The organism is Tsuneonella sp. HG094 (assembly GCF_053819285.1).
The window spans coordinates 1,707,084-1,724,351 of record NZ_JBSORA010000001.1 but is presented as its reverse complement, the minus strand read 5'-3'; the positions used below and the strand labels follow the sequence as shown (position 1 = coordinate 1,724,351).

The following is a 17,268-nucleotide window of genomic DNA, read 5'->3' as shown; positions in this document are numbered from 1 at the left end:
AGCGCGGCGCACTAAGGGCAAGCGCAAATCGCTCAGATGGGACGAACCATGGCCGGCGCCAAGAACCACCAGTACCACATCCTTCCGCCCGACATCTGGCCGTTGATCGGCTCGCTTTCGGGCCTCACGTTCACCAGCGGCATGGTGCTGTTCATGCACCGCGAGACCATGAGCGGCTGGCCGATCGTGCTCGGCCTCGGCATTGCCGGACTGATCGCGACGTTCTTCACGTGGTTTTCGAACATCGTGAAGGAAGCGCAGGCGGGCGATCATACGCCGGTCGTGCAGCTTCACCTGCGCTATGGCATGATCCTGTTCATCGCTTCGGAAGTCATGTTCTTCGTCGGCTGGTTCTGGGCCTTCTTCGACTTCTCGCTATTCCCCAGCACCCTTTCCGAAGTCGTCGGCGGGCAGTTCCCGCCCAAGGCGATCGAGGCGGTCATGGATCCGTTCGACCTCCCGTTGCTCAACACGCTGATCCTGCTGTGTTCGGGCACGACGGTCACTTGGGCGCACCACTCGCTGATCCACGGCGACCGCGACGGCCTGAAGAAGGGTCTGTGGCTGACGATCCTGCTCGGTATCCTGTTCAGCGCGATCCAGGCGTACGAATACGCCCACGCGCCGTTCGCCTTCGGCACCAATACCTATGGCTCGGCGTTCTACATGGCGACCGGCTTCCACGGGTTCCACGTTCTGATCGGCACGATCTTCCTGATCGTCTGCCTCGTGCGCACCTACAAGGGCCACTTCACCCCGCAGCACCACTTCGGCTTCGAGGCGGCCGCGTGGTACTGGCACTTCGTCGACGTGGTGTGGCTGTTCCTTTTCGTCGCCATCTACGTCTGGGGCGGCTGGGGCGCGCCGATTCACTGATGAATTCCGACAATCCGGAAACACCGAAAGGGCAGCCCGGGATCGCCCAGGCTGCCCTTTTCGGTCTCTGCCCGCGATGCGGCACGAAGTCGCTGTTCGCCGGACCCGTCCGGTTCGCGCCGACCTGCTTCAGCTGCCACCTCGATTTCGCAAAGTTCGACGTGGGTGACGGGCCCGCCGCGTTCCTGATCCTGATCGTCGGCGCGCTGATCGCGGTGCTCGCGATCTGGGTCCAGCTTGCGTTCGAGCCTGCTTATTGGGTCCACGTCGTTCTCTGGGTGCCGCTCGCGACGCTGATGACGATCGGCGGCTTGCGCGTGGGCAAGGCAGTGCTGCTCGCCAGCGAATATCGCCACAAGGCGGGCGAGGGGCGACTAAAGTGACCGGCCGCGTACCGATCGTCGCAACGGTAGTGGTATTGCTCGCCGTGGCTACGATGATCGGCCTCGGGCTGTGGCAACTCAAGCGGCTGGACGAGAAAGAAGCGGAGCTAGCCCGCTATGCGCAGGCGCAGGCTCTGTCGTCCGACGTCGCCTGGCCGACTTCGCCTGCGCAGTACAAGGGGGCGCTCTACCGGCATTCGAGCGTCGATTGCACCGCGGTCGATGGCATCGACACCACCGCCGGTCACTCGGCGAACGGCGAAACGGGCTGGGCGCACATCGCCCGGTGCGCGCTCGCCGGTGGCGGGACGGCCGAGGTCGCGCTCGGCTGGTCGCGCGAGCCTCGCACTCCGCAATGGGTCGGCGGCGAGGTGGCGGGCTTCGTCGGGCCATACCGGAACGGGGTGAAGCTGGTGGCCGCGCCGCCGCAGGCCGGGCTCGAGCAGCTTGCCGCGCCCGATCCGCGCGACATACCGAACAACCACCTGTCCTATGCGGTCCAGTGGTTCCTATTCGCGCTGACGGCGTTGGTGATCTACGCTCTCGCGCTCAGGAAACGGTGGCGAGCCGGGAACTAACCTACTTGTACATGCCCTCGCGCAGGTTGATGCCGTGCTCGATCCAGACCTTGAGCGCGGCGAGCATCTGCGCCCAGCCCATGCAGTTGCCGTAGCTGGCCTTGAGGCCGTCCTCGGTCTCTCGCCAGCCTTCCTCGGCGATCTCGACGAGCGTACGGCCAGCGTCGCCATCGACGGGCGAGAAGGTCATGGTGACGGTCGTATCGTATTTCGGCCCCGCGCTGTCGGGCTCGTTGGCCTCCCATTGCAGGACGATCCGCTTGTCGGGCACCACCTCGATCACCTTGACAGGGAAGGCCCCCGGGAAATCGGCGAAGTCCCAAGTGACGGTCGCGCTTTCTTCAATCCGCCCCTGCGCGCCGCCGGTGGTGAAATAGCACGAGAGCTTGGCCGGATCGGCGACCCCCTCGAACACCTCGTGTACGGGCCGGGAGACGTGGGCGAACACGCGGAACTTGAGGTCCATCGGATTGCTCCTCTTGAATGCTGTCCAATTATGTTATAAAAACCTAACATGTCAAGCGACGACCAGCTCGATGCCGTTTTCAAGGCGCTTGCTAATGCCCATCGCCGCGCGATCTGCGACGCGCTGAAGCCGCGACCGTTGACGACCGGCCAGTTGGCCGCGCTTCTGCCCGATCTCGATCGGACGACCGTGATGCTCCACCTGCGCGTGCTCGAGCAAGCGGGGCTGGTCGTCGCAGTGCGCAAAGGGCGCGAACGGTTCAATCACCTCGATGCAACCCCGATACAGGCGATCCACGAGCGCTGGATCGGTCCGCACGCGGCTGCAGCCGCTCGTGGCTTGCTGCGCCTTAAAACGGAGCTGGAGGCGGCGGAGAAGAAAATCGAGGCCTGAGGGCAAGCGGCCCTTGCTTGCCGCTGACCGCCTACGCCGCTAACCGCCGCGGCACGATGGAATATGTTTCGACCCGTGGCAGCGCGCCTGCGCTCGACTTCGAAGGTGTTACGCTCGCCGGTCTGGCGGGCGATGGCGGTCTTTACGTTCCGCGCGAGTGGCCTTCGTTCTCCGCGGACGAGATCGCGGCGATGCGCAGGCTCCCCTATCCCGAACTCGCCGCGCGGATCATGGCGCCGTTCGTCGGTGACAGCCTGGCGCCCGCGCGCCTGCTCGAACTGACGCGCGCAGCCTACGGCCGGTTCGCCCATGCGGCGGTGACTCCGCTGGTTCAGCTCGACGAGCGGCAATGGCTGCTCGAACTGTTCCATGGTCCAACGCTGGCGTTCAAGGATGTAGCGCTCCAGTTGCTCGGCCTCTTGTTCGAGGAATTCCTCGAGCGCTCAGGCGGCAACCTGACGATCGTCGGCGCGACCAGTGGCGACACCGGCAGTGCGGCGATCGACGCAGTGGCGGGACGCGAAGGTGTCGAGATTTTCATGCTCCACCCGCTCGGCCGGGTCAGCGACGTCCAGCGCCGCCAGATGACTACCGTACTCGCGCCCAACGTCCATAACATCGCCATCGACGGTTCGTTCGACGACGCACAGGCGATGGTGAAGCGGATGTTTGGCGATCCGGCGATGACGGGTTCCTTCCGGGTGACCGCAGTCAATTCGATCAACTGGGCGCGGCTGATGGCTCAGGTGGTCTATTACTTCGCCGCCGCGCTCCAGCTCGGCGCGCCTGAGCGCACGGTCGCCTTCAGCGTGCCGACGGGCAACTTCGGTGATGTGTTCGCGGGCTATGTCGCGGCGAAGATGGGCCTGCCGGTTGAGCGGCTGATCGTGGCGACGAACGTCAACGACATCCTCCACCGGGCGCTGAGCGCGGGCGACTATTCGGCCGGGACGGTCACGCCAACCGCCGCGCCCAGCATGGACATCCAGGTCAGCTCGAACTTCGAAAGGCTGCTGTTCGACCTGGGCGGACGCGACGGCGCGGCGCTCGCGGCGCAAATGCGCGGTTTCGAGGAAACGAAGGCCATGCAACTCACCAACGCGCAGGCCGAGGGTGCAGCGGCGCTGTTCACCAGCGCGCGGGCCGAACCGGCCGACATGAACGCGGCGATGCGCTGGGCGCACGAGGCGTGCGGCGAGATGATCGACCCGCACACCGCGATCGGGCTCCATGCCGCGCGCACGGTCGACCTGCCCTCTGATGTTCCGGTGGTGACGCTCGCCACCGCTCACCCCGCCAAGTTCCCCGACGCGGTCGAGCGCGCGACCGGCCAGCGGCCGCATCTGCCGTCGCGCGTGGGCGACCTGTTCACCCGGGAAGAGCGCTACGTCGAACTCGCGGGCACGTACGAGGCAGTGCAGGGATGGATCGCCGAGCGGGCGACCCGCGCCACCTGATGGCGAAGCTCGAAGAGTCCCCGCTGATCATGGCCGGCGAGGGCTGGGCGGACTACGGCCTCGTCGACAGCGGCCACGGCCGCAAGCTCGAACGATATGGCCAGCATCGCTTCGTCCGCCCCGAACCGCAGGCGATGTGGACGCCGCGCCTTGCCGAATGGCAGGCCGATGGTGAGTTCGTGCCGGGGAGTGACGACGATGGCGGCGGCAAGTGGCGGTTCGAACGCTCGGTGCCGCAGGATGGTTGGCCGCTAAGCTGGAACGAGGTCCGCTTCACGGCCCAGTGCACCCCGTTCCGCCACCTCGGCTTCTTCCCCGACATGGCCCCGGTGTGGGACTGGATGCGCGGGCAGCTCGCCGGAAGGCCCGATGCCGCAACCCTCAACCTGTTTGGCTACACCGGCGTCGGCACGCTCGCGCTCAGCGAATGCGGCCCGGTGACGCATGTCGATGCGAGCAAGAAGTCAGTCGCGCAGGCGCGCGAGAACGCAGCGCTATCTGGCATGGCCGAACGGCCGGTCCGCTGGCTGGTCGACGATGCCGCCAAGTTCGCCGCGCGTGAGGTACGGCGGGGCAAGCGCTACGACGGGATCATCCTCGACCCGCCCAAGTTCGGGCGTGGGCCCGATGGTGAAGTCTGGCGGCTCGAGGAGGGGCTGTCCGGTTTGGTCGCCGATTGCCGCCGCTTGCTCGATGCCGACAGCCGCTTCTTGTTCCTGACGGTTTACGCCGTGCGGATGAGCAGCCTCGCCCTCGGCGGATTGTTGGCGGAACTTTTCGCCGACCTGCCCGGCACGATCCAGCACGGCGACCTCGCCGTGCGCGAAGAGGGAGAGGGCGGCCGCCTGCTCCCCACAGCGATCTTCGCGCGCTGGTCCAATCCGGGCTAAGGGCGGGACCGATGGCCGATTCGCTGATCCTGGAAGTCGCCGACCTCGAAGTCGATGTCCTGACCGGCATCTACTCCGAGGAGACCGGTAACCCGCAGCCGCTGCGCATCTCGATCGCGGTGCGCCTGAAAGCGGCGGATCGCTACGATCCCGATACGCACCTTTCGGCCAGCAAGAACTACATGGACCTCAAGTTCGCCGCTACCGACGCGCTGCCGCCGGGCGTGCACTTCAAGCTGATCGAGGCTGTTGCCGAACACATCTGCGACACGCTGTTCGTGCAGGATGCAAGGGTCGAGGCGGTGACGGTCAAGATCGTCAAGCTGGCCATCGCAGAGGGTGACGAGAAGATCGGCATGACCCTGACCCGGGCGCGGCGCTGAGCGGTGCTGATGCGGATCGGCCCCTTGCCTGAGCGGCCGCTCGAGGCATCGGCCGCGTTCCACGCCGAATGCCTGCCTCGCATCGTCGAATCGCTTGCCCAGGGTGACGACCTCGTTCTCGCCTTCGATCCCACCGACCATACGCATCGCGCGTGGCGGTTGGCTGCGGTGCAGGGTTTGGCGCGCGAATACGCACCGAAGCGGATCAACGCGGTCGCGTCGGTCGATGACGCCGCGATTGCCGCTGCGGAGGCATACATCGCGGCCGCGTCGGGGGTGACCGGGCAATACTGGGCGCTCGATGGCTCGGGCGCCGGAAATGCGCTAGGATAGGCGAATGCTCGTCGACCAGTTCCAGCGCCGGATCACGTATCTCCGCCTGTCGGTGACCGATCGCTGCGACCTGCGCTGCGCCTACTGCATGCCGCGCGACATGACCTTCCTTCCCCGGCGCGAGGTGCTCTCGCTCGAGGAACTGCACCGGCTGGCGCTGGCCTTCATCGATCGGGGTGTGAGCAGGATCCGTCTCACCGGCGGCGAACCGCTCGTCCGGCGCGACGTGATGGAGCTGGTGCATGCCCTCGGCCGCCGGATAGGAGACGGCCTCGACGAACTGACGCTCACGACCAACGGGACGCAACTCGCGCAGTATGCCGACGATCTGGCGGCGGCGGGCATCCGGCGGATCAACGTGTCGCTCGACACGCTCGACCGGACGACGTTTGCCGAGCTGACTGGCAGCGATCGGTTGCCGCAGGTGCTGGAGGGCATCGCCGCCGCACGGGCCGCGGGGATGGCGGTCAAGCTCAACGTCGTGGCGCTCGCTGGTGTCAACGATCGCGTCCTGCCAGAGATCATCGCTTGGGCGCACGATCAGGGGCACGAGGTGACCCTGATCGAGGTCATGCCGCTCGGCGAGATTGCCGAGGATCGCAGCGACCAGTTCCTGTCGCTTGCTGCAGTCCGCGCGGGGCTTGACGAGCGCTGGACGCTGACACCGTCCGGGCACCGAACAGGCGGTCCCGCGCGCTATTTCGACGTGGCCGAGACCGGCGGGCGACTGGGCCTCATCACGCCATTGACCGGCAACTTCTGCGACGGCTGCAACCGCGTGCGGGTCACCGCGACCGGCCAGATGTATCCATGCCTAGGCGGAGGGGAGCGAATCGACTTGCGTGCCGCTCTCCGTAGCAACGAGCCTGATCGCGAGCTCGCCGACGCGATGGAACAAGCAATGGCGATCAAGCCGCTGCGCCATGCCTTCGCGATCGAACGCGGCGCGGCACCGGCTCAGCCACGGCACATGTCCGTCACCGGGGGGTGATCCATTGGCAGTGACGGTGGTGTTCCTCGGGCGGCTGCGCGACCTTGCCGGATGCGAGAGCACCGAAATGGGCGCCCCGCTCGACTGGGCCGGCCTGCTCGCAGCAGTCGGCGCCGACCTGGCGGCTGAGATTGGCGGGGCGCGCCTCAATGTCGCGTGCAACGGTGTCGTACTGGCCGACAAGACCGCGCTTCAGGCCAACGACGGCGACGAGGTCGCACTGCTGCCTCCTGTCAGCGGCGGCTGATCGCACGTGCGGGACATTCGCCTGCTGGCCGAACCGTTCAATCCGGGTGCGTTCGTCGGGCCATTCACCAACGCAAATCCGGGGCTGGGCGGGGTTTGTACGTTCGTAGGCGAAGTGCGGGGCGAGAGCGAGGTCGAGGCGCTCGAACTCATGCATTACGAGCCACTGACGCTACCCGGAATGCACGCACTCGCTGACCGGGCTTTTGCGCGGTTCGACTTGATGGGTTTGCTGATGATCCATCGCGTGGGACTGATGCATCCGGGCGAGCCGATTGTTTGCGTCTCGGCTGCGGCGAAACATCGTCGGCCCGCGATCGAGGCGGTCGACTTCGCAATGGACCACCTGAAGTCGGCGGCGTGGTTCTGGAAGCGCGAGATGCGCGGCGGCGCATGGCACTGGATCGAGCCGCGGGCCGAAGATCACGCCGATCTCGCCCGCTGGAAATAATCTCGCCGATTTGATCTGGGTCAAATCGTCGCGCAACGCGGGCGGCTACTCCCTTCGTGACCCAACGAAGGAGAACCACGATGTCCAGGCACCTGACCCGCGAACTCGTCGCCGAAACCGCCGAAGTCCGTAGCGAATTGCTCCATCCTATCGCTGTCGACCGCACCTTCGAGCTGCCGCGCGCACTCTATCTTACGACGGTCGGCCTTTATCTCGGCTTCGTAGGCATCATGGCGATCGGCTTTGCGTCGCCCGGGCTGCTCATCCCGATGTTCATCTTCGCGTTCTTCATTGTCGCGGGCTTCGGCCTGCCGGCAGTCTGGACGCGGATGCGGCCGGACCACCCCGTCGGCCCGCTTGCATGGGACCGGTTCCGCCACCACGGCATTTCCACGCTCACCGGCCGCCTCACCGCGGGTGAGGCGGCGGCGCAGATGCTCGTCCTGCCGGTCCTGATCGTGATGTGGGCGCTGATCTGTGTGACGATCGCGGCGCTCGTCTAAATCCTCGTTGGGCGAGGAAGGTGCGTCGGTCCGTCTCAGCCGGACCGGCGCACCGGTATGTCAGAGCCGCCCGCGCAGACGCGCGAGCACGGCATCTTCCTCCGCCACCAGCGCCTCGACCGAGGTGCGGGTAGCCCCGATCGCCTCGCGCGGACCGGCTTCGAGCGTCGAATCGATCCACAGGGTATCGAGATCGGCCAAGGCGACCGCCACGCGGCTGCGAATTGAATCGAGGTCGGCGAGGGCCACCTGTGCGGCGGCCCAGCTGTCGCTACCGCTGCTTCCGGAATTTGCCGCGAGTCGCTCCGCTGCCGGGGTCGCGTTGCGGAACTCCCCGTGTGCAGCCTGCGCCTGGCGCTGCAGGTCGGCAAGACGGGTGACAAGGTCGGCGCTCGGCGCGACGGGCGGAGGCGGCGCGGGCGGGGCGGTATCGGGGGTGAATGTCCCCTCGATCCGTTCGGCCGGGCGCTGGGCCAGCGAAGGGTAATCGCCGGTCGATGCACAGGCGGCGAGCGAAACGGCGGGAAGCAGCGAGGCGAGGGCTTTGCGAAGTGTCACGCAGCGTCCATTAGCATGACCGGCGCTCGGGGGAAGCCGAGTTGCAAATCCGCGCGAGTGGCCGTTGACTTCGCCGGGACCATCCACTAACGGCACCCATCTTTCCGGGCCGCTCCATTGCGGACACCGGACCCGCCGCTCGCTTTGGGTGGCCACAGACAGAAGCGGAAGTGAATTACCCATGTTCGCAGTAGTGCGCACGGGCGGCAAGCAGTATCGGGTTGCCGCCGGAGACAAGATCGCGGTCGAGAAGCTGGCGGGTGACGCCGGTGATACGATCACCCTGGGCGACGTCCTGCTCGCCGGCGAAGGCGAAAAGCTGGCCGACGCGGCGAAGACCGTCGTCTCGGCAGAGATCATCGCCCAGGCCAAGAGCGAGAAGGTGGTCGTCTTCAAGAAGCGCCGCCGGCACAACTACCGCCGCAAGGCCGGTCACCGCCAGCAGATGACCCTGCTGCGCATCGTTTCGGTCGGCGACAGCAAGGCCGAGAAGAAGGCCGCGCCCAAGGCGGAAGCCGCTCCGAAGGCTGACGAAGCTGCGAAGGCCGAAACGCCGAAGAAGGCTGCCGCTCCCAAGAAGGAAGCCGCGCCCAAGGCTGCTGCGGACAAGAAGCCCGCTGCCGAGAAGAAGGCCCCCGCTACCAAGGCTGCCGCCAAGAAGCCGGCTGCCAAGAAGACCGACAAGTAAGAAGGTAGGACGAAACAATGGCACATAAAAAAGCAGGCGGTTCGTCCCGCAACGGCCGCGACAGCGCGGGCCGTCGCCTCGGCGTCAAGAAGTTCGGCAGCCAGGAAGTGATTCCGGGCAACATTATCGTGCGTCAGCGCGGGACCAAGTTCTACCCGGGTGCCAACGTCGGCATGGGCAAGGACCATACCCTGTTCGCGCTGACAGAAGGCCGCGTCCGATTCCACTCGGGCAAACTCGGCCGCAAGTATGTTTCGGTCGACATGATGGCAGTCGCCGCGGAATAACCGGACGTTTCCTTAGCGGGGCCGTCCAAGGGATGGCCCCTCGCCGGAGGTGACTCCGGCCCGACGAGGGAGATGGGGCCAGCCCGAGCAATCGGGAGGCTCGTCTCCCTCTTGTCGTTTCTCCCTCGCAATCAAGCTGTCACCGGACTGCTCTAGCGGCCGGTGCGCGATAGGGAGAAGTGCGATGTTCCATGTGACCCAGCGGCTGCTGTTGCGGCCGATCTGGCCCGAAGACTGGGAGCAGATCCTTGCCGGCATCGGCGAGGAAGGAATCGTGCGCAACCTCGCCCGCGCGCCGTGGCCCTATAGCGAGGGCGACGCCCGGCACTGGACCAGCCAACCGCAGGACCAGTGCCTGCCCAGCTTCGCGGTGATCGAATCTTCGAGCGGGCGCCTCGTCGGTTCCGCCGGACTCGGACGTCATGAGGACGCGGTCGAGGTCGGCTACTGGCTGCGGCGCGATGCCTGGGGCCACGGTTATGCCACAGAGGCTGCGCGCGGCGTGCTGGAGATCGCCAGAATGCTCGGCCACCGGCATCTCGTCGCGGGGCACTTCGTCGACAACCCCGCCTCCGGCCGGGTCCTGCGCAAGGTCGGATTCGTGCCGACGGGCCGCCACCGGCAGCGTTTCAGCCTCGCCCGCGGGCGCGAGGTGGAATCGGTCGAGCACGCTCTCGATCTGGAGGGTAACGCCATGCCGTGCAGATGCGCGGCCTGATCAAACGCAAAGCGCCGCCCCGGTCGGACCGGAGCGGCGCCTCGCTGTATCGGTAATCGGCCTCAGGTGGCTGGCAGCAGCGCGTCGGCGAAGTCGCCTTCGTATCTGCTGATCAGGTGGCGGTCGTCCTCGTTCCACGGGTGAAAGCCGGGGAGGAAGAACGCCATCCACGGCAGCACGATGCGGCGGAGGAAGCCGGGGCGCAGCAGCAGATAGGCCCAGATACGCGCGGTGACCTTCCAGCCGGCGAGGCCGTCCTGTGCGAGGAGGTCCTTCATGTCCGCGACGCGGTTGCCAATGAAGCGCTTGGTCACCAGCACCATCATAAGACTCTTGACCTTCCAGCGCCTCCAACGGCTCCAGTCGCGCGTTGCATGGAGCCAGGTGTCGTAGGCCACGCCCTTGTGCTCGATCTCTTCGACCGAATGCCAGCGCCAGATGTCGCTGAGATCGCCCTCCGCCCCATTGAGGTGCGCGGGATTGGCGAGCAGTTCCTGTCCGAACATCGCGGTGAAATGCTCGAGCGCCATGGTGGCGGCCAGGTTGAGGTAGGCCGGCCGGTCCTTGAGGAGCGCCAGCAGTTCCTCGACGCGCTTGTCTATGAAGGCGATGTCGTAGCCGCTGTCCTCGGCCAGCTTGTTGAGCACGATGTGCTCGCGGGTGTGGTTGATTTCTTGGCGGATGAAAGCGCGGATTTCGCCGGCGAGCTTCGGATCGGCGCCGTCGCGAAAGGCACGGACGGATTCGATGAAGAACGCCTCGCCGCGCGGGAAGGTCGCCGACAGGGCATTGAACCACGCAGTCGCGATCGGGTCGCCGCCCAGCCACCAGCGCTTGGCCTTCTGGCCGCGCAGGAAGCGGCGATCGCGCACGATGATGTCGAGATCGGCCGGGGTCGCGGTGGTCTGCGCGGTCGTTTCGAGGTCGAATTTCGTAGGAGCGTTCATCGAATCAATTCCTGTAACTGACATTGATGTGAATAGTGATTGCTGACATCAGTGTCAATAAGGTTTTGGCGATTGTGCTGCGCCTTGCTGTGCGGCGTGCATGGGACTAGGCGCAGTCGGATGACCGCACGTAAGCGCTTGCGTCCCGAGGAATCGCGCACCGCCGCGCTCGAGGCCGCGCGCCACCTGCTGATAGAGACCGGTCCGCAATCGGTCACGCTCAAGGCGGTAGCGGGGCGAATCGGTCGCACGCACGCCAACCTCCTGCATCATTTCGGATCTGCTTCGGGCCTGCAGAAGGCGCTGGCGCAGCACCTCGCCGAAACTGTCTGCGACACCATCAAGGAAGCTGTTCGCGCGAGCCGGGCGGGGCTGGGCAGTCCGCGAGAGGTCGTCGACCTCACTTTCGATGCCTTCGACAAGGAGGGTGCGGGAGCGCTGGCGAGCTGGATGCTCGCGAGCGGGAACGAGGATGCGCTCGATCCCATCGTCGAGACGATCCACGAACTCGTCGACGAACTGGCCCCCGAAGAGGCCAGTGGGCATGAAGGCGTGTTGGCGCTGCATGAAACGACACTCACGCTGGTCCTGCTGGCACTGGGCGACGCGCTCATGGGCCGCGCGCTCAGCCGCTCGCTGGGTTTGCCCGAAAGCACGGCCCGCGACCGCGCCGAACGACTGCTGATCGCGTCGCTCGTGCGCGATCCCGAACCGACCTAGAACAATCCCGGCGTTTCGCGCTGGGCCGCACTCGGCTCGGCCGGGCGCATCAATTCGGGCTTCCGGCCGACCGACAGCGCGGTCTGGCCGCCGCCCGCGGTGATCGCGGTGCAGGTCCGCCCGGCAAGGAAGTCGAGCGCGGTCTTGATCGCGGTCTCGTTGGGATCGCCGAGCTGCCGGGTGATGTCGTCCCCCGCCGAGCAGGTCCGCGGGAACACGCTGGCAAGCCCGGTATAGTAATCGCCCTGGCGGCTGGCATTCTCGGTCCGAAACGCGACGACGCGCATTCGGTCGTCGCACGCCGCGCGGTCGAGTGCGATCTGGCCGACGGGTTTGCCGTAGGTGTTGCTGCCGATCAGCGCCGTGCTGTTGCCGAGATAGGGAATGAAGGCATTGGCCAGCAGTTCGCTCGCCGAAGCCGTGCCCGAATAGCCGATGAAGGCGATCTTGGTAGCCGCGATGGCGTCGGTCTGGGCAGCGAAATTCTTGGTCGAGTTGTTCGACGCCTTGCTGTCGCGAAACGTCGTGTAGCTGAAGACCTGGCCGACCTTGTTCGCCGCAAGGAGATCGCCGAACACCTCGGCAATCCGCACCAGCCCACCGCCGTTATAGCGCACGTCCACGATCACTTCGGTCACGCCTTGCGCCTTGAAGGTCGCGAAGGCGCTCTTGAGATCGGTTTCCGCGGTATCGATGAAGGTGCGCAGGTTGATGTAGCCGACGCGCTTGCCGCCGTCGTTCAGGACCAGCGCGCCGTAGCGATTGGATACGGGGTCGAGCGCATAGTCGGCCTTGGTAACCGTGAGGTCGCGCAGCGTCCCGCCGATGTTGACCCGCAACACGCGGGTCGTGCCCGCGGTGTTCGGGCCGAGTGCATCGACCACAGCCTGCGCCCCGCCACTCGCCATGAGCGAGGATACGGTCTGCAGGTTGGACGCCGAAGTGCCGATCGCGACGATTTCCGTGCCGCGGTCGATTCCGGCCGTGAGCGCCGGCGCCCCTTCGAATGCTTCGACCACGAACACCCGGTTCTGCGACGTGTCGTAGTTCAGGCGGACGCCGAACCCGGCGCTCGAACCCGAATTGAAGAACGCGTTCTCTTCCGCGATCGAAGTGATGTAGGTGAAATATCGATCGCGCGATTGTGCCCGCGCGGGCGCAACCAGGGCATCGATGTACGACTGCACCGTCGAATGGCTGGCCTTGTTGACCGAGTTGTTGACCAATGTCGGGAAAAGATACCACTCGTCGATCACGGCCTTGGCAAAATCCTGCCGCGCCGACAGAGCGCACGTGCTGGTCGTTGGTGCGGGAGTCGGGGTTGGCGTATTGCCGATCGGCGCGCCGCCTCCGCTGTTGTTTCCACCGCCACCGCACGCGGTTACGGCACCGACGAGAATGATGGCGAGCGAAGTGCGACCCATGCCCATATGACAGCCCCTCTTTACTGTGTTTGACGGCCGGGAACGGCGTCCGCGGCATACATGACGATGTATCGACTTTGCTGCCTGAATGTCTCGTGAGCAATCGAATCGTGCCCGCGAAGTCGATTTCAGGCGAAAATCAGGTCGAAATGCCCTTCGCGCCTGTCGAAAACTCTTGTTGAGGGGCTTTGTCCCCTCGCCGCGGGGAAGAGGAGGCCTTAGGATTGCCTCCATAGCCAAGCAGGAAAGGACCATTGATCATGGCTGGCAAGAACAACGCTCTTCAGAAGCCGGTTAACCTGACGGGTGACCTCGAGGCGGTCGTGGGCAAGGGCCCGATGACCCGCGCGCAGGTCACCTCGAAGGTCTGGGACTACATCAAGAAGAACGGTCTCCAGGACACCAAGGACAAGCGTATGATCAATCCCGACGCCGCGCTGGGCAAGGTGACCGGGGCTGAGCAGATCTCGATGTTCAAGATGACCGGTGCCGTTTCCAAGCACATGAGCTGATTACGATGTGCGGCGGGCGAGGGGCCATCCGGTCACCTCGCCCGTCCACAACGCAAGCCAGATGAGTACCGGCTGGAACGCCAGCCGCGGCAGGTGATAGCCCAGCCCCCAACCGTTATACCGCTGCGCCATGTCGAGCGCCATGTGATGGAAGTTCGCCGGCCAGACGCACAGCGCGTAGAGCGCCAACCCGAAACCCGCCACGCGCCGCAGACCTTGCGACCAGCCCTGCACCAACCCGCCGGCTCCGAACAGTTCGGCTATTCCTGTGGCGAAAACGACGGCCTCGGGAGCAGGCACCCAAGGCGGCATGATTGCCAGGAACGGGGCGGGCGCTGCCAGGTGGAAATAGCCCGCTACGGCGTAGAATGCTGCCAGCAGCAGCCGGAGGACGGTGAGTACGAGCCCGCCGCCCGTCTCAGGGCCCCTCGGTCCAGACTGCCTTGTCCTTGAGCGCAACTTCACCTTCGTCCTTGCCGTCCCAATAGTGGATGCGGGTCGCGGCGATCTGCAGCATCACCGCGCCCGGCGTGTCGATTCCCTGCGGAAACCAGCGATCGAGCGACTTGTCCCAATGCTCGGCAAAGCGCGCCTTGTCGCGCACGATTTCACCCTTGCCCTCGACATGGATGAACTGCCCCGGCGCGCCGAGGATGCCCTTCAGCCCTGCGCTGCCAAGGTATGTGATGCCGACGTTGGGATCGCGCTCGATATCGGCGACCATCTGCCGGTCCTCGTAGGTGAAGAACCACGTATCGCCTTGGTATGCGACTTCGCGGTTGTTGCTCATCGGCCGGGCCCCGATCGTGCCGCCGGGCGCATGGGTCACAAGGGTGCAGAAATCGATCTGCTTCATGTCATCGGAAATGTCGTTGAGGGTCTTTGTCATCGGGGCTCTCCTTCGATAACCAAAGGTTTGAAGCCCCTGTCGGGTTCCGCATGGCGCGCGCCAGGTTGCACCGCTACGATCAATTCTTCAATGAAGTCGAGGTTGCCGATGAAAGCCCTGCCGATTGCCCTTGCTGCGCTGCTGCTGTCCGGCACCGCTTATGCCGCGCCGACTCCCGAGCAGGTCGCCGCTGCCGCACTCGATGCGACGCCGGTGTGGGACGGACATAACGATGTGCCGGAGCAGTTGCGCGATCGCTATGCCAACATGATCGCGGGCCTCGACTTCGCCGATACAACCGGGACCGCAGACCCTGCGAAAAGCCTCGGCCCGATGCACACCGACCTGGCACGGTTGGCCAAGGGCAAGGTCGGCGCGCAGTTCTGGTCGGTCTACGTCAGTGCCAACCTGACCGAACAGCAGGCGGTGCAGGCGACGCTCGAGCAGATCGATGTGATGAAACGGATCCTCGCGCGTCATCCCGACCGGATGCAGTTCGTGACCACCGCCGATGGCGCGGCGCGGGCGATGAAGGCAGGCAGGGTCGCTTCGCTGATCGGGATGGAGGGCGGCCACTCGATCGGTTCGAGTCTGGCCGTCCTGCGCCAGATGCACGATCTCGGCGCGCGCTACCTGACGCTGACGCATTCCAAGAACACGCCGTGGGCCGACAGCGCGACCGATGCGCCGGTACACAACGGGCTGACCGCATTCGGGAAGGACGTCGTGCGCGAGATGAACCGGCTCGGGATGCTGGTCGACCTCAGCCACGTCAGCGAGAAAACCATGATGGATGCGCTCGACGTAACCGGCGCCCCGGTCATCTTCAGCCACTCGGGCGCTCGCGCGGTGGACGGCCACGCGCGCAACGTGCCCGACACCGTGCTCGCCCGGATGAAAGCCAACGGCGGGATCGTGATGGCCGTCGGCTATCCCGACTTTCTCAGCGAGAAGCGGCGGCAATGGGTTGCTAATGCGGCAGCAGAGGAAGCACGCCTCAACTCGCTTTGGCGCGGCAATCCCGACGCGGTGAAGCAGGGCATGGCGACCTGGAGGGCGGCGCACCCGGAAGTGCTCGCGACCGTGTCGGACTGGGCCGATCACATCGACCACATCCGCAAGTTGGCGGGGATCGACCACATCGGCATCGGCGGCGATTACGACGGGATGGAAACCGGCCCGGTCGGCGCGGAGGACTCGACCGGCTATCCAGTTCTCTTCACCGAGCTTGCGCGGCGCGGATACAGCAAGGCCGACCTGCAGAAGATCGCCGGCGGCAACATGGCGCGCGTGTTGCGCGGCGCGGAGGCTTATGCTGCGGCTCACCGCAGCGATCCGCCGATCGAGAACCCGTCGGTCTTCTAGGGAGCGGACAAGAGGCAGAGGGTCGCAGTGTCGCGGTCGCCGCCGAAGAATGCGTCCAGCACTGCGGCGAAAGGGGCGGGCTCCTCGCCGACATGCTCGAACAGCGTCATCGAACTGCGGAGCTTGATGGCATCGATGGCCCCGAAGATTTCCTCGGCCGATTTGCGGTCGGCCCACGCGGATACGGCTTTCGTCACTTCGACAAGCCGTGGCCCGAGCACTCGATGGTCGAGAAAGTCGGTCGCCTCGTGGCGGTCGGCAATTGCGAAGAACCGCGCCGTTTCGCTTCGGCCGAGCCCGGCGATCTGCGGGAAGACGAACCACATCCAGTGGCTGCGCTTGCTCCCAGCCCGTATCTCGGCCAGCGCGCGTTCGTGAACTCCGCCGGACTGGGCCGTGATAAACCGGTCGAGCGTGCTCAATCGGACTTCTTTTCGGGTAATCCCTTGCGTGTCGTATGCGCGAAGTCCTCGAGCTGATCTTCGCTCATCGACTTGTACATCTCTTTCGATGCGCCTTTGAGGTCCTTGACCTTCGCTTCGCCGCGTTTGGCGGAAAGGGCGGCTCCGGCGGCTTTCTGCTGAGCTTTCGAAGTGGCTGGCACGATTGGGCTCCTATGCCCCGTCCAGTTCCGATCCCAGTTTCAAAGCGCGCGCGCCGTCGTCCTGTTCCACCAGGTAGGCGGGATTCTCAGTGGTGCCGTTGCGGACGATTTTCGAACCCTTGAGCGTGCGTTGCACGCGTCGCTCGAATCGCTCGACGACCTTGCCGGTCGCCGAGCCGCCGCTCCAGTTCCAGCGGACCGCAGCCCCTTTTCGAAAACCGTTGCCCGCCATGCCAGCCCTATTGTGCGTCGGATCGCGGATCGCCCGCCGGTGCGTCACCCGGGGTGGCCGACGCTTCGGGAGCCGCCGCTGCCGAAGGCTCGTCGAGGACCGGCACGTCCGAGGTATCGGGCGCGGGAACGGCAGCCGGGTTCTCGACGCTGGTCTCGCTATCCGCGCCATCGTCCTGCACGGCTGCGCCGGTCACCCAGATCAAGGTGAGCGCGATGACCGCCAGAAGCGTGCCGATGATCAGCACCCAGCGCACGACGCCTTCCTTCGAGCCGCCGCTCGCTTCGGTTTCGCTCGCGTGAATTTCTTCGCCCCGTTGTTCCATTGACTGGCTCCCTTTTTCGTTTGGCAATTACGTTCGGGCGCGGCGCGGG

28 protein-coding genes are annotated in these 17,268 nt (G+C 65.5%); 18 read left to right on the top strand and 10 right to left on the bottom strand.

The genetic code is table 11. The features are described from left to right. Window positions 1–48: 48 nt before the first annotated feature. The 3 genes from ACWPMX_RS08715 to ACWPMX_RS08705 are packed head-to-tail and all read left to right on the top strand — an operon-like array spanning window position 49 to window position 1,837. A complete protein-coding gene (locus ACWPMX_RS08715; protein WP_455699641.1) occupies window positions 49–876 on the top strand; it encodes a cytochrome c oxidase subunit 3 in 828 nt (275 codons plus the stop codon). Further along, window positions 876–1,259, top strand: a complete 384-nt coding sequence (locus tag ACWPMX_RS08710; RefSeq protein ID WP_455699640.1) for a DUF983 domain-containing protein — start codon at window positions 876–878, stop codon at window positions 1,257–1,259. The genes ACWPMX_RS08715 and ACWPMX_RS08710 overlap by 1 nt, the downstream gene beginning before the upstream one ends. Further along, complete coding sequence (locus ACWPMX_RS08705; protein WP_455699639.1) at window positions 1,256–1,837, top strand: SURF1 family protein; 582 nt, start codon at window positions 1,256–1,258, stop codon at window positions 1,835–1,837. The genes ACWPMX_RS08710 and ACWPMX_RS08705 overlap by 4 nt, the downstream gene beginning before the upstream one ends. A gap of 1 nt (window position 1,838) precedes the next feature. Here ACWPMX_RS08705 and ACWPMX_RS08700 read toward each other — a convergent pair whose 3' ends face one another. Further along, a complete protein-coding gene (locus tag ACWPMX_RS08700; RefSeq protein ID WP_455699638.1) occupies window positions 1,839–2,303 on the bottom strand; it encodes an SRPBCC family protein in 465 nt (154 codons plus the stop codon). Window positions 2,304–2,351: 48 nt separating this feature from the next. Between ACWPMX_RS08700 and ACWPMX_RS08695 the strand changes: the two genes are divergently transcribed. The 9 genes from ACWPMX_RS08695 (at window position 2,352) to ACWPMX_RS08655 (ending at window position 7,950) form a co-directional block, all read left to right on the top strand. Further along, window positions 2,352–2,696, top strand: coding sequence for an ArsR/SmtB family transcription factor (locus ACWPMX_RS08695; protein WP_455699637.1), 345 nt, complete (start codon window positions 2,352–2,354; stop codon window positions 2,694–2,696). Between the two features lie 56 nt (window positions 2,697–2,752). Then, complete coding sequence (gene thrC, locus ACWPMX_RS08690; protein ID WP_455700753.1) at window positions 2,753–4,153, top strand: threonine synthase; 1,401 nt, start codon at window positions 2,753–2,755, stop codon at window positions 4,151–4,153. After that, entirely contained in the window at window positions 4,153–5,043 is an 891-nt protein-coding gene (locus ACWPMX_RS08685; RefSeq protein ID WP_455700752.1) for a class I SAM-dependent methyltransferase, read from the top strand. Before thrC ends, ACWPMX_RS08685 begins: the two co-directional genes overlap by 1 nt. An 11-nt stretch (window positions 5,044–5,054) precedes the next feature. Then, complete coding sequence (locus ACWPMX_RS08680) at window positions 5,055–5,426, top strand: dihydroneopterin aldolase (RefSeq protein WP_455699636.1); 372 nt, start codon at window positions 5,055–5,057, stop codon at window positions 5,424–5,426. A 9-nt stretch (window positions 5,427–5,435) separates the two neighbouring features. Next, window positions 5,436–5,759 (top strand): Rossmann fold domain-containing protein, encoded by a 324-nt coding sequence (locus tag ACWPMX_RS08675; protein ID WP_455699635.1) that lies wholly within the window; start codon window positions 5,436–5,438, stop codon window positions 5,757–5,759. 4 nt (window positions 5,760–5,763) lie between these two features. Next, window positions 5,764–6,750: a GTP 3',8-cyclase MoaA gene (moaA, locus tag ACWPMX_RS08670; RefSeq protein WP_455699634.1), complete on the top strand. Its 987-nt coding sequence runs from the start codon at window positions 5,764–5,766 to the stop codon at window positions 6,748–6,750. 10 nt (window positions 6,751–6,760) lie between these two features. Continuing rightward, window positions 6,761–6,997: a MoaD/ThiS family protein gene (locus ACWPMX_RS08665; RefSeq protein WP_455700751.1), complete on the top strand. Its 237-nt coding sequence runs from the start codon at window positions 6,761–6,763 to the stop codon at window positions 6,995–6,997. Between the two features lie 6 nt (window positions 6,998–7,003). Then, window positions 7,004–7,447, top strand: coding sequence for a molybdenum cofactor biosynthesis protein MoaE (locus tag ACWPMX_RS08660; protein WP_455699633.1), 444 nt, complete (start codon window positions 7,004–7,006; stop codon window positions 7,445–7,447). Window positions 7,448–7,527: 80 nt separating this feature from the next. After that, a complete protein-coding gene (locus tag ACWPMX_RS08655) occupies window positions 7,528–7,950 on the top strand; it encodes a hypothetical protein (RefSeq protein ID WP_455699632.1) in 423 nt (140 codons plus the stop codon). A gap of 60 nt (window positions 7,951–8,010) precedes the next feature. Here the strand turns inward: ACWPMX_RS08655 and ACWPMX_RS08650 are convergent, their stop codons facing one another. After that, window positions 8,011–8,508: a hypothetical protein gene (locus tag ACWPMX_RS08650; protein WP_455699631.1), complete on the bottom strand. Its 498-nt coding sequence runs from the start codon at window positions 8,506–8,508 to the stop codon at window positions 8,011–8,013. 181 nt (window positions 8,509–8,689) lie between these two features. On the opposite strand from ACWPMX_RS08650, the gene rplU reads away from it, so the two are divergent. From rplU to ACWPMX_RS08635, 3 genes are all read left to right on the top strand, one after another. Further along, window positions 8,690–9,196: a 50S ribosomal protein L21 gene (gene rplU, locus ACWPMX_RS08645; RefSeq protein WP_455699630.1), complete on the top strand. Its 507-nt coding sequence runs from the start codon at window positions 8,690–8,692 to the stop codon at window positions 9,194–9,196. Between the two features lie 17 nt (window positions 9,197–9,213). Then, window positions 9,214–9,483 (top strand): 50S ribosomal protein L27, encoded by a 270-nt coding sequence (gene rpmA, locus ACWPMX_RS08640; protein WP_455699629.1) that lies wholly within the window; start codon window positions 9,214–9,216, stop codon window positions 9,481–9,483. A gap of 184 nt (window positions 9,484–9,667) precedes the next feature. Then, the gene (locus ACWPMX_RS08635) at window positions 9,668–10,201 is read left to right on the top strand and encodes a GNAT family N-acetyltransferase (protein ID WP_455699628.1); all 534 of its coding nucleotides are present in this window, start codon (window positions 9,668–9,670) and stop codon (window positions 10,199–10,201) included. A gap of 62 nt (window positions 10,202–10,263) precedes the next feature. Here the strand turns inward: ACWPMX_RS08635 and ACWPMX_RS08630 are convergent, their stop codons facing one another. Continuing rightward, the gene (locus tag ACWPMX_RS08630; protein WP_455699627.1) at window positions 10,264–11,148 is read right to left on the bottom strand and encodes a metal-dependent hydrolase; all 885 of its coding nucleotides are present in this window, start codon (window positions 11,146–11,148) and stop codon (window positions 10,264–10,266) included. Window positions 11,149–11,268: 120 nt separating this feature from the next. Here ACWPMX_RS08630 and ACWPMX_RS08625 point away from each other — a divergent pair, with 120 nt between their 5' ends. Further along, window positions 11,269–11,868, top strand: a complete 600-nt coding sequence (locus tag ACWPMX_RS08625; RefSeq protein ID WP_455699626.1) for a TetR/AcrR family transcriptional regulator — start codon at window positions 11,269–11,271, stop codon at window positions 11,866–11,868. Here ACWPMX_RS08625 and ACWPMX_RS08620 read toward each other — a convergent pair. Then, window positions 11,865–13,292, bottom strand: a complete 1,428-nt coding sequence (locus ACWPMX_RS08620; protein WP_455699625.1) for a S41 family peptidase — start codon at window positions 13,290–13,292, stop codon at window positions 11,865–11,867. The genes ACWPMX_RS08625 and ACWPMX_RS08620 overlap by 4 nt on opposite strands. A 260-nt stretch (window positions 13,293–13,552) precedes the next feature. On the opposite strand from ACWPMX_RS08620, the gene ACWPMX_RS08615 reads away from it, so the two are divergent. Then, window positions 13,553–13,804 carry an SWIB/MDM2 domain-containing protein gene (locus ACWPMX_RS08615; RefSeq protein ID WP_455699624.1) on the top strand — a complete coding sequence of 84 codons (252 nt, stop codon included), beginning with the start codon at window positions 13,553–13,555 and terminating at the stop codon, window positions 13,802–13,804. Here ACWPMX_RS08615 and ACWPMX_RS08610 read toward each other — a convergent pair whose 3' ends face one another. Both ACWPMX_RS08610 and ACWPMX_RS08605 read right to left on the bottom strand, forming a co-directional pair. Further along, window positions 13,805–14,269 carry a DoxX family protein gene (locus tag ACWPMX_RS08610; RefSeq protein WP_455699623.1) on the bottom strand — a complete coding sequence of 155 codons (465 nt, stop codon included), beginning with the start codon at window positions 14,267–14,269 and terminating at the stop codon, window positions 13,805–13,807. After that, window positions 14,223–14,693: a pyridoxamine 5'-phosphate oxidase family protein gene (locus ACWPMX_RS08605; RefSeq protein ID WP_455699622.1), complete on the bottom strand. Its 471-nt coding sequence runs from the start codon at window positions 14,691–14,693 to the stop codon at window positions 14,223–14,225. The genes ACWPMX_RS08610 and ACWPMX_RS08605 overlap by 47 nt, the downstream gene beginning before the upstream one ends. A gap of 90 nt (window positions 14,694–14,783) precedes the next feature. On the opposite strand from ACWPMX_RS08605, the gene ACWPMX_RS08600 reads away from it, so the two are divergent. Next, complete coding sequence (locus ACWPMX_RS08600; protein ID WP_455699621.1) at window positions 14,784–16,058, top strand: dipeptidase; 1,275 nt, start codon at window positions 14,784–14,786, stop codon at window positions 16,056–16,058. Here the strand turns inward: ACWPMX_RS08600 and ACWPMX_RS08595 are convergent. Genes ACWPMX_RS08595 through ACWPMX_RS08580 form a run of 4 tightly spaced genes read right to left on the bottom strand, consistent with a single transcriptional unit; the run spans window position 16,055 to window position 17,219 of the window. Continuing rightward, complete coding sequence (locus ACWPMX_RS08595; protein ID WP_455699620.1) at window positions 16,055–16,480, bottom strand: DUF1810 domain-containing protein; 426 nt, start codon at window positions 16,478–16,480, stop codon at window positions 16,055–16,057. The genes ACWPMX_RS08600 and ACWPMX_RS08595 overlap by 4 nt on opposite strands. Next, window positions 16,477–16,662, bottom strand: a complete 186-nt coding sequence (locus ACWPMX_RS08590; protein WP_455699619.1) for a DUF3008 family protein — start codon at window positions 16,660–16,662, stop codon at window positions 16,477–16,479. The genes ACWPMX_RS08595 and ACWPMX_RS08590 overlap by 4 nt, the downstream gene beginning before the upstream one ends. 10 nt (window positions 16,663–16,672) lie before the next feature. Then, entirely contained in the window at window positions 16,673–16,894 is a 222-nt protein-coding gene (locus tag ACWPMX_RS08585) for a DUF2945 domain-containing protein (RefSeq protein WP_455699618.1), read from the bottom strand. A 7-nt stretch (window positions 16,895–16,901) separates the two neighbouring features. Beyond that, window positions 16,902–17,219 (bottom strand): hypothetical protein, encoded by a 318-nt coding sequence (locus ACWPMX_RS08580; protein ID WP_455699617.1) that lies wholly within the window; start codon window positions 17,217–17,219, stop codon window positions 16,902–16,904. Between the last annotated feature and the right edge of the window lie 49 nt (window positions 17,220–17,268).

Coding starts and splice junctions, on each gene's coding strand:
- ACWPMX_RS08715 (WP_455699641.1), top strand. CDS start 49: ATGGCCGGCGCCAAGAACCACCAGTACCACATCCTTCCGCCCGACATC.
- ACWPMX_RS08710 (WP_455699640.1), top strand. CDS start 876: ATGAATTCCGACAATCCGGAAACACCGAAAGGGCAGCCCGGGATCGCC.
- ACWPMX_RS08700 (WP_455699638.1), bottom strand. CDS start 2,303: ATGGACCTCAAGTTCCGCGTGTTCGCCCACGTCTCCCGGCCCGTACAC.
- ACWPMX_RS08695 (WP_455699637.1), top strand. CDS start 2,352: ATGTCAAGCGACGACCAGCTCGATGCCGTTTTCAAGGCGCTTGCTAAT.
- thrC (WP_455700753.1), top strand. CDS start 2,753: ATGGAATATGTTTCGACCCGTGGCAGCGCGCCTGCGCTCGACTTCGAA.
- ACWPMX_RS08685 (WP_455700752.1), top strand. CDS start 4,153: ATGGCGAAGCTCGAAGAGTCCCCGCTGATCATGGCCGGCGAGGGCTGG.
- ACWPMX_RS08680 (WP_455699636.1), top strand. CDS start 5,055: ATGGCCGATTCGCTGATCCTGGAAGTCGCCGACCTCGAAGTCGATGTC.
- ACWPMX_RS08675 (WP_455699635.1), top strand. CDS start 5,436: ATGCGGATCGGCCCCTTGCCTGAGCGGCCGCTCGAGGCATCGGCCGCG.
- moaA (WP_455699634.1), top strand. CDS start 5,764: ATGCTCGTCGACCAGTTCCAGCGCCGGATCACGTATCTCCGCCTGTCG.
- ACWPMX_RS08655 (WP_455699632.1), top strand. CDS start 7,528: ATGTCCAGGCACCTGACCCGCGAACTCGTCGCCGAAACCGCCGAAGTC.
- rplU (WP_455699630.1), top strand. CDS start 8,690: ATGTTCGCAGTAGTGCGCACGGGCGGCAAGCAGTATCGGGTTGCCGCC.
- rpmA (WP_455699629.1), top strand. CDS start 9,214: ATGGCACATAAAAAAGCAGGCGGTTCGTCCCGCAACGGCCGCGACAGC.
- ACWPMX_RS08635 (WP_455699628.1), top strand. CDS start 9,668: ATGTTCCATGTGACCCAGCGGCTGCTGTTGCGGCCGATCTGGCCCGAA.
- ACWPMX_RS08630 (WP_455699627.1), bottom strand. CDS start 11,148: ATGAACGCTCCTACGAAATTCGACCTCGAAACGACCGCGCAGACCACC.
- ACWPMX_RS08625 (WP_455699626.1), top strand. CDS start 11,269: ATGACCGCACGTAAGCGCTTGCGTCCCGAGGAATCGCGCACCGCCGCG.
- ACWPMX_RS08620 (WP_455699625.1), bottom strand. CDS start 13,292: ATGGGTCGCACTTCGCTCGCCATCATTCTCGTCGGTGCCGTAACCGCG.
- ACWPMX_RS08615 (WP_455699624.1), top strand. CDS start 13,553: ATGGCTGGCAAGAACAACGCTCTTCAGAAGCCGGTTAACCTGACGGGT.
- ACWPMX_RS08605 (WP_455699622.1), bottom strand. CDS start 14,693: ATGACAAAGACCCTCAACGACATTTCCGATGACATGAAGCAGATCGAT.
- ACWPMX_RS08600 (WP_455699621.1), top strand. CDS start 14,784: ATGAAGTCGAGGTTGCCGATGAAAGCCCTGCCGATTGCCCTTGCTGCG.
- ACWPMX_RS08585 (WP_455699618.1), bottom strand. CDS start 16,894: ATGGCGGGCAACGGTTTTCGAAAAGGGGCTGCGGTCCGCTGGAACTGG.
- ACWPMX_RS08580 (WP_455699617.1), bottom strand. CDS start 17,219: ATGGAACAACGGGGCGAAGAAATTCACGCGAGCGAAACCGAAGCGAGC.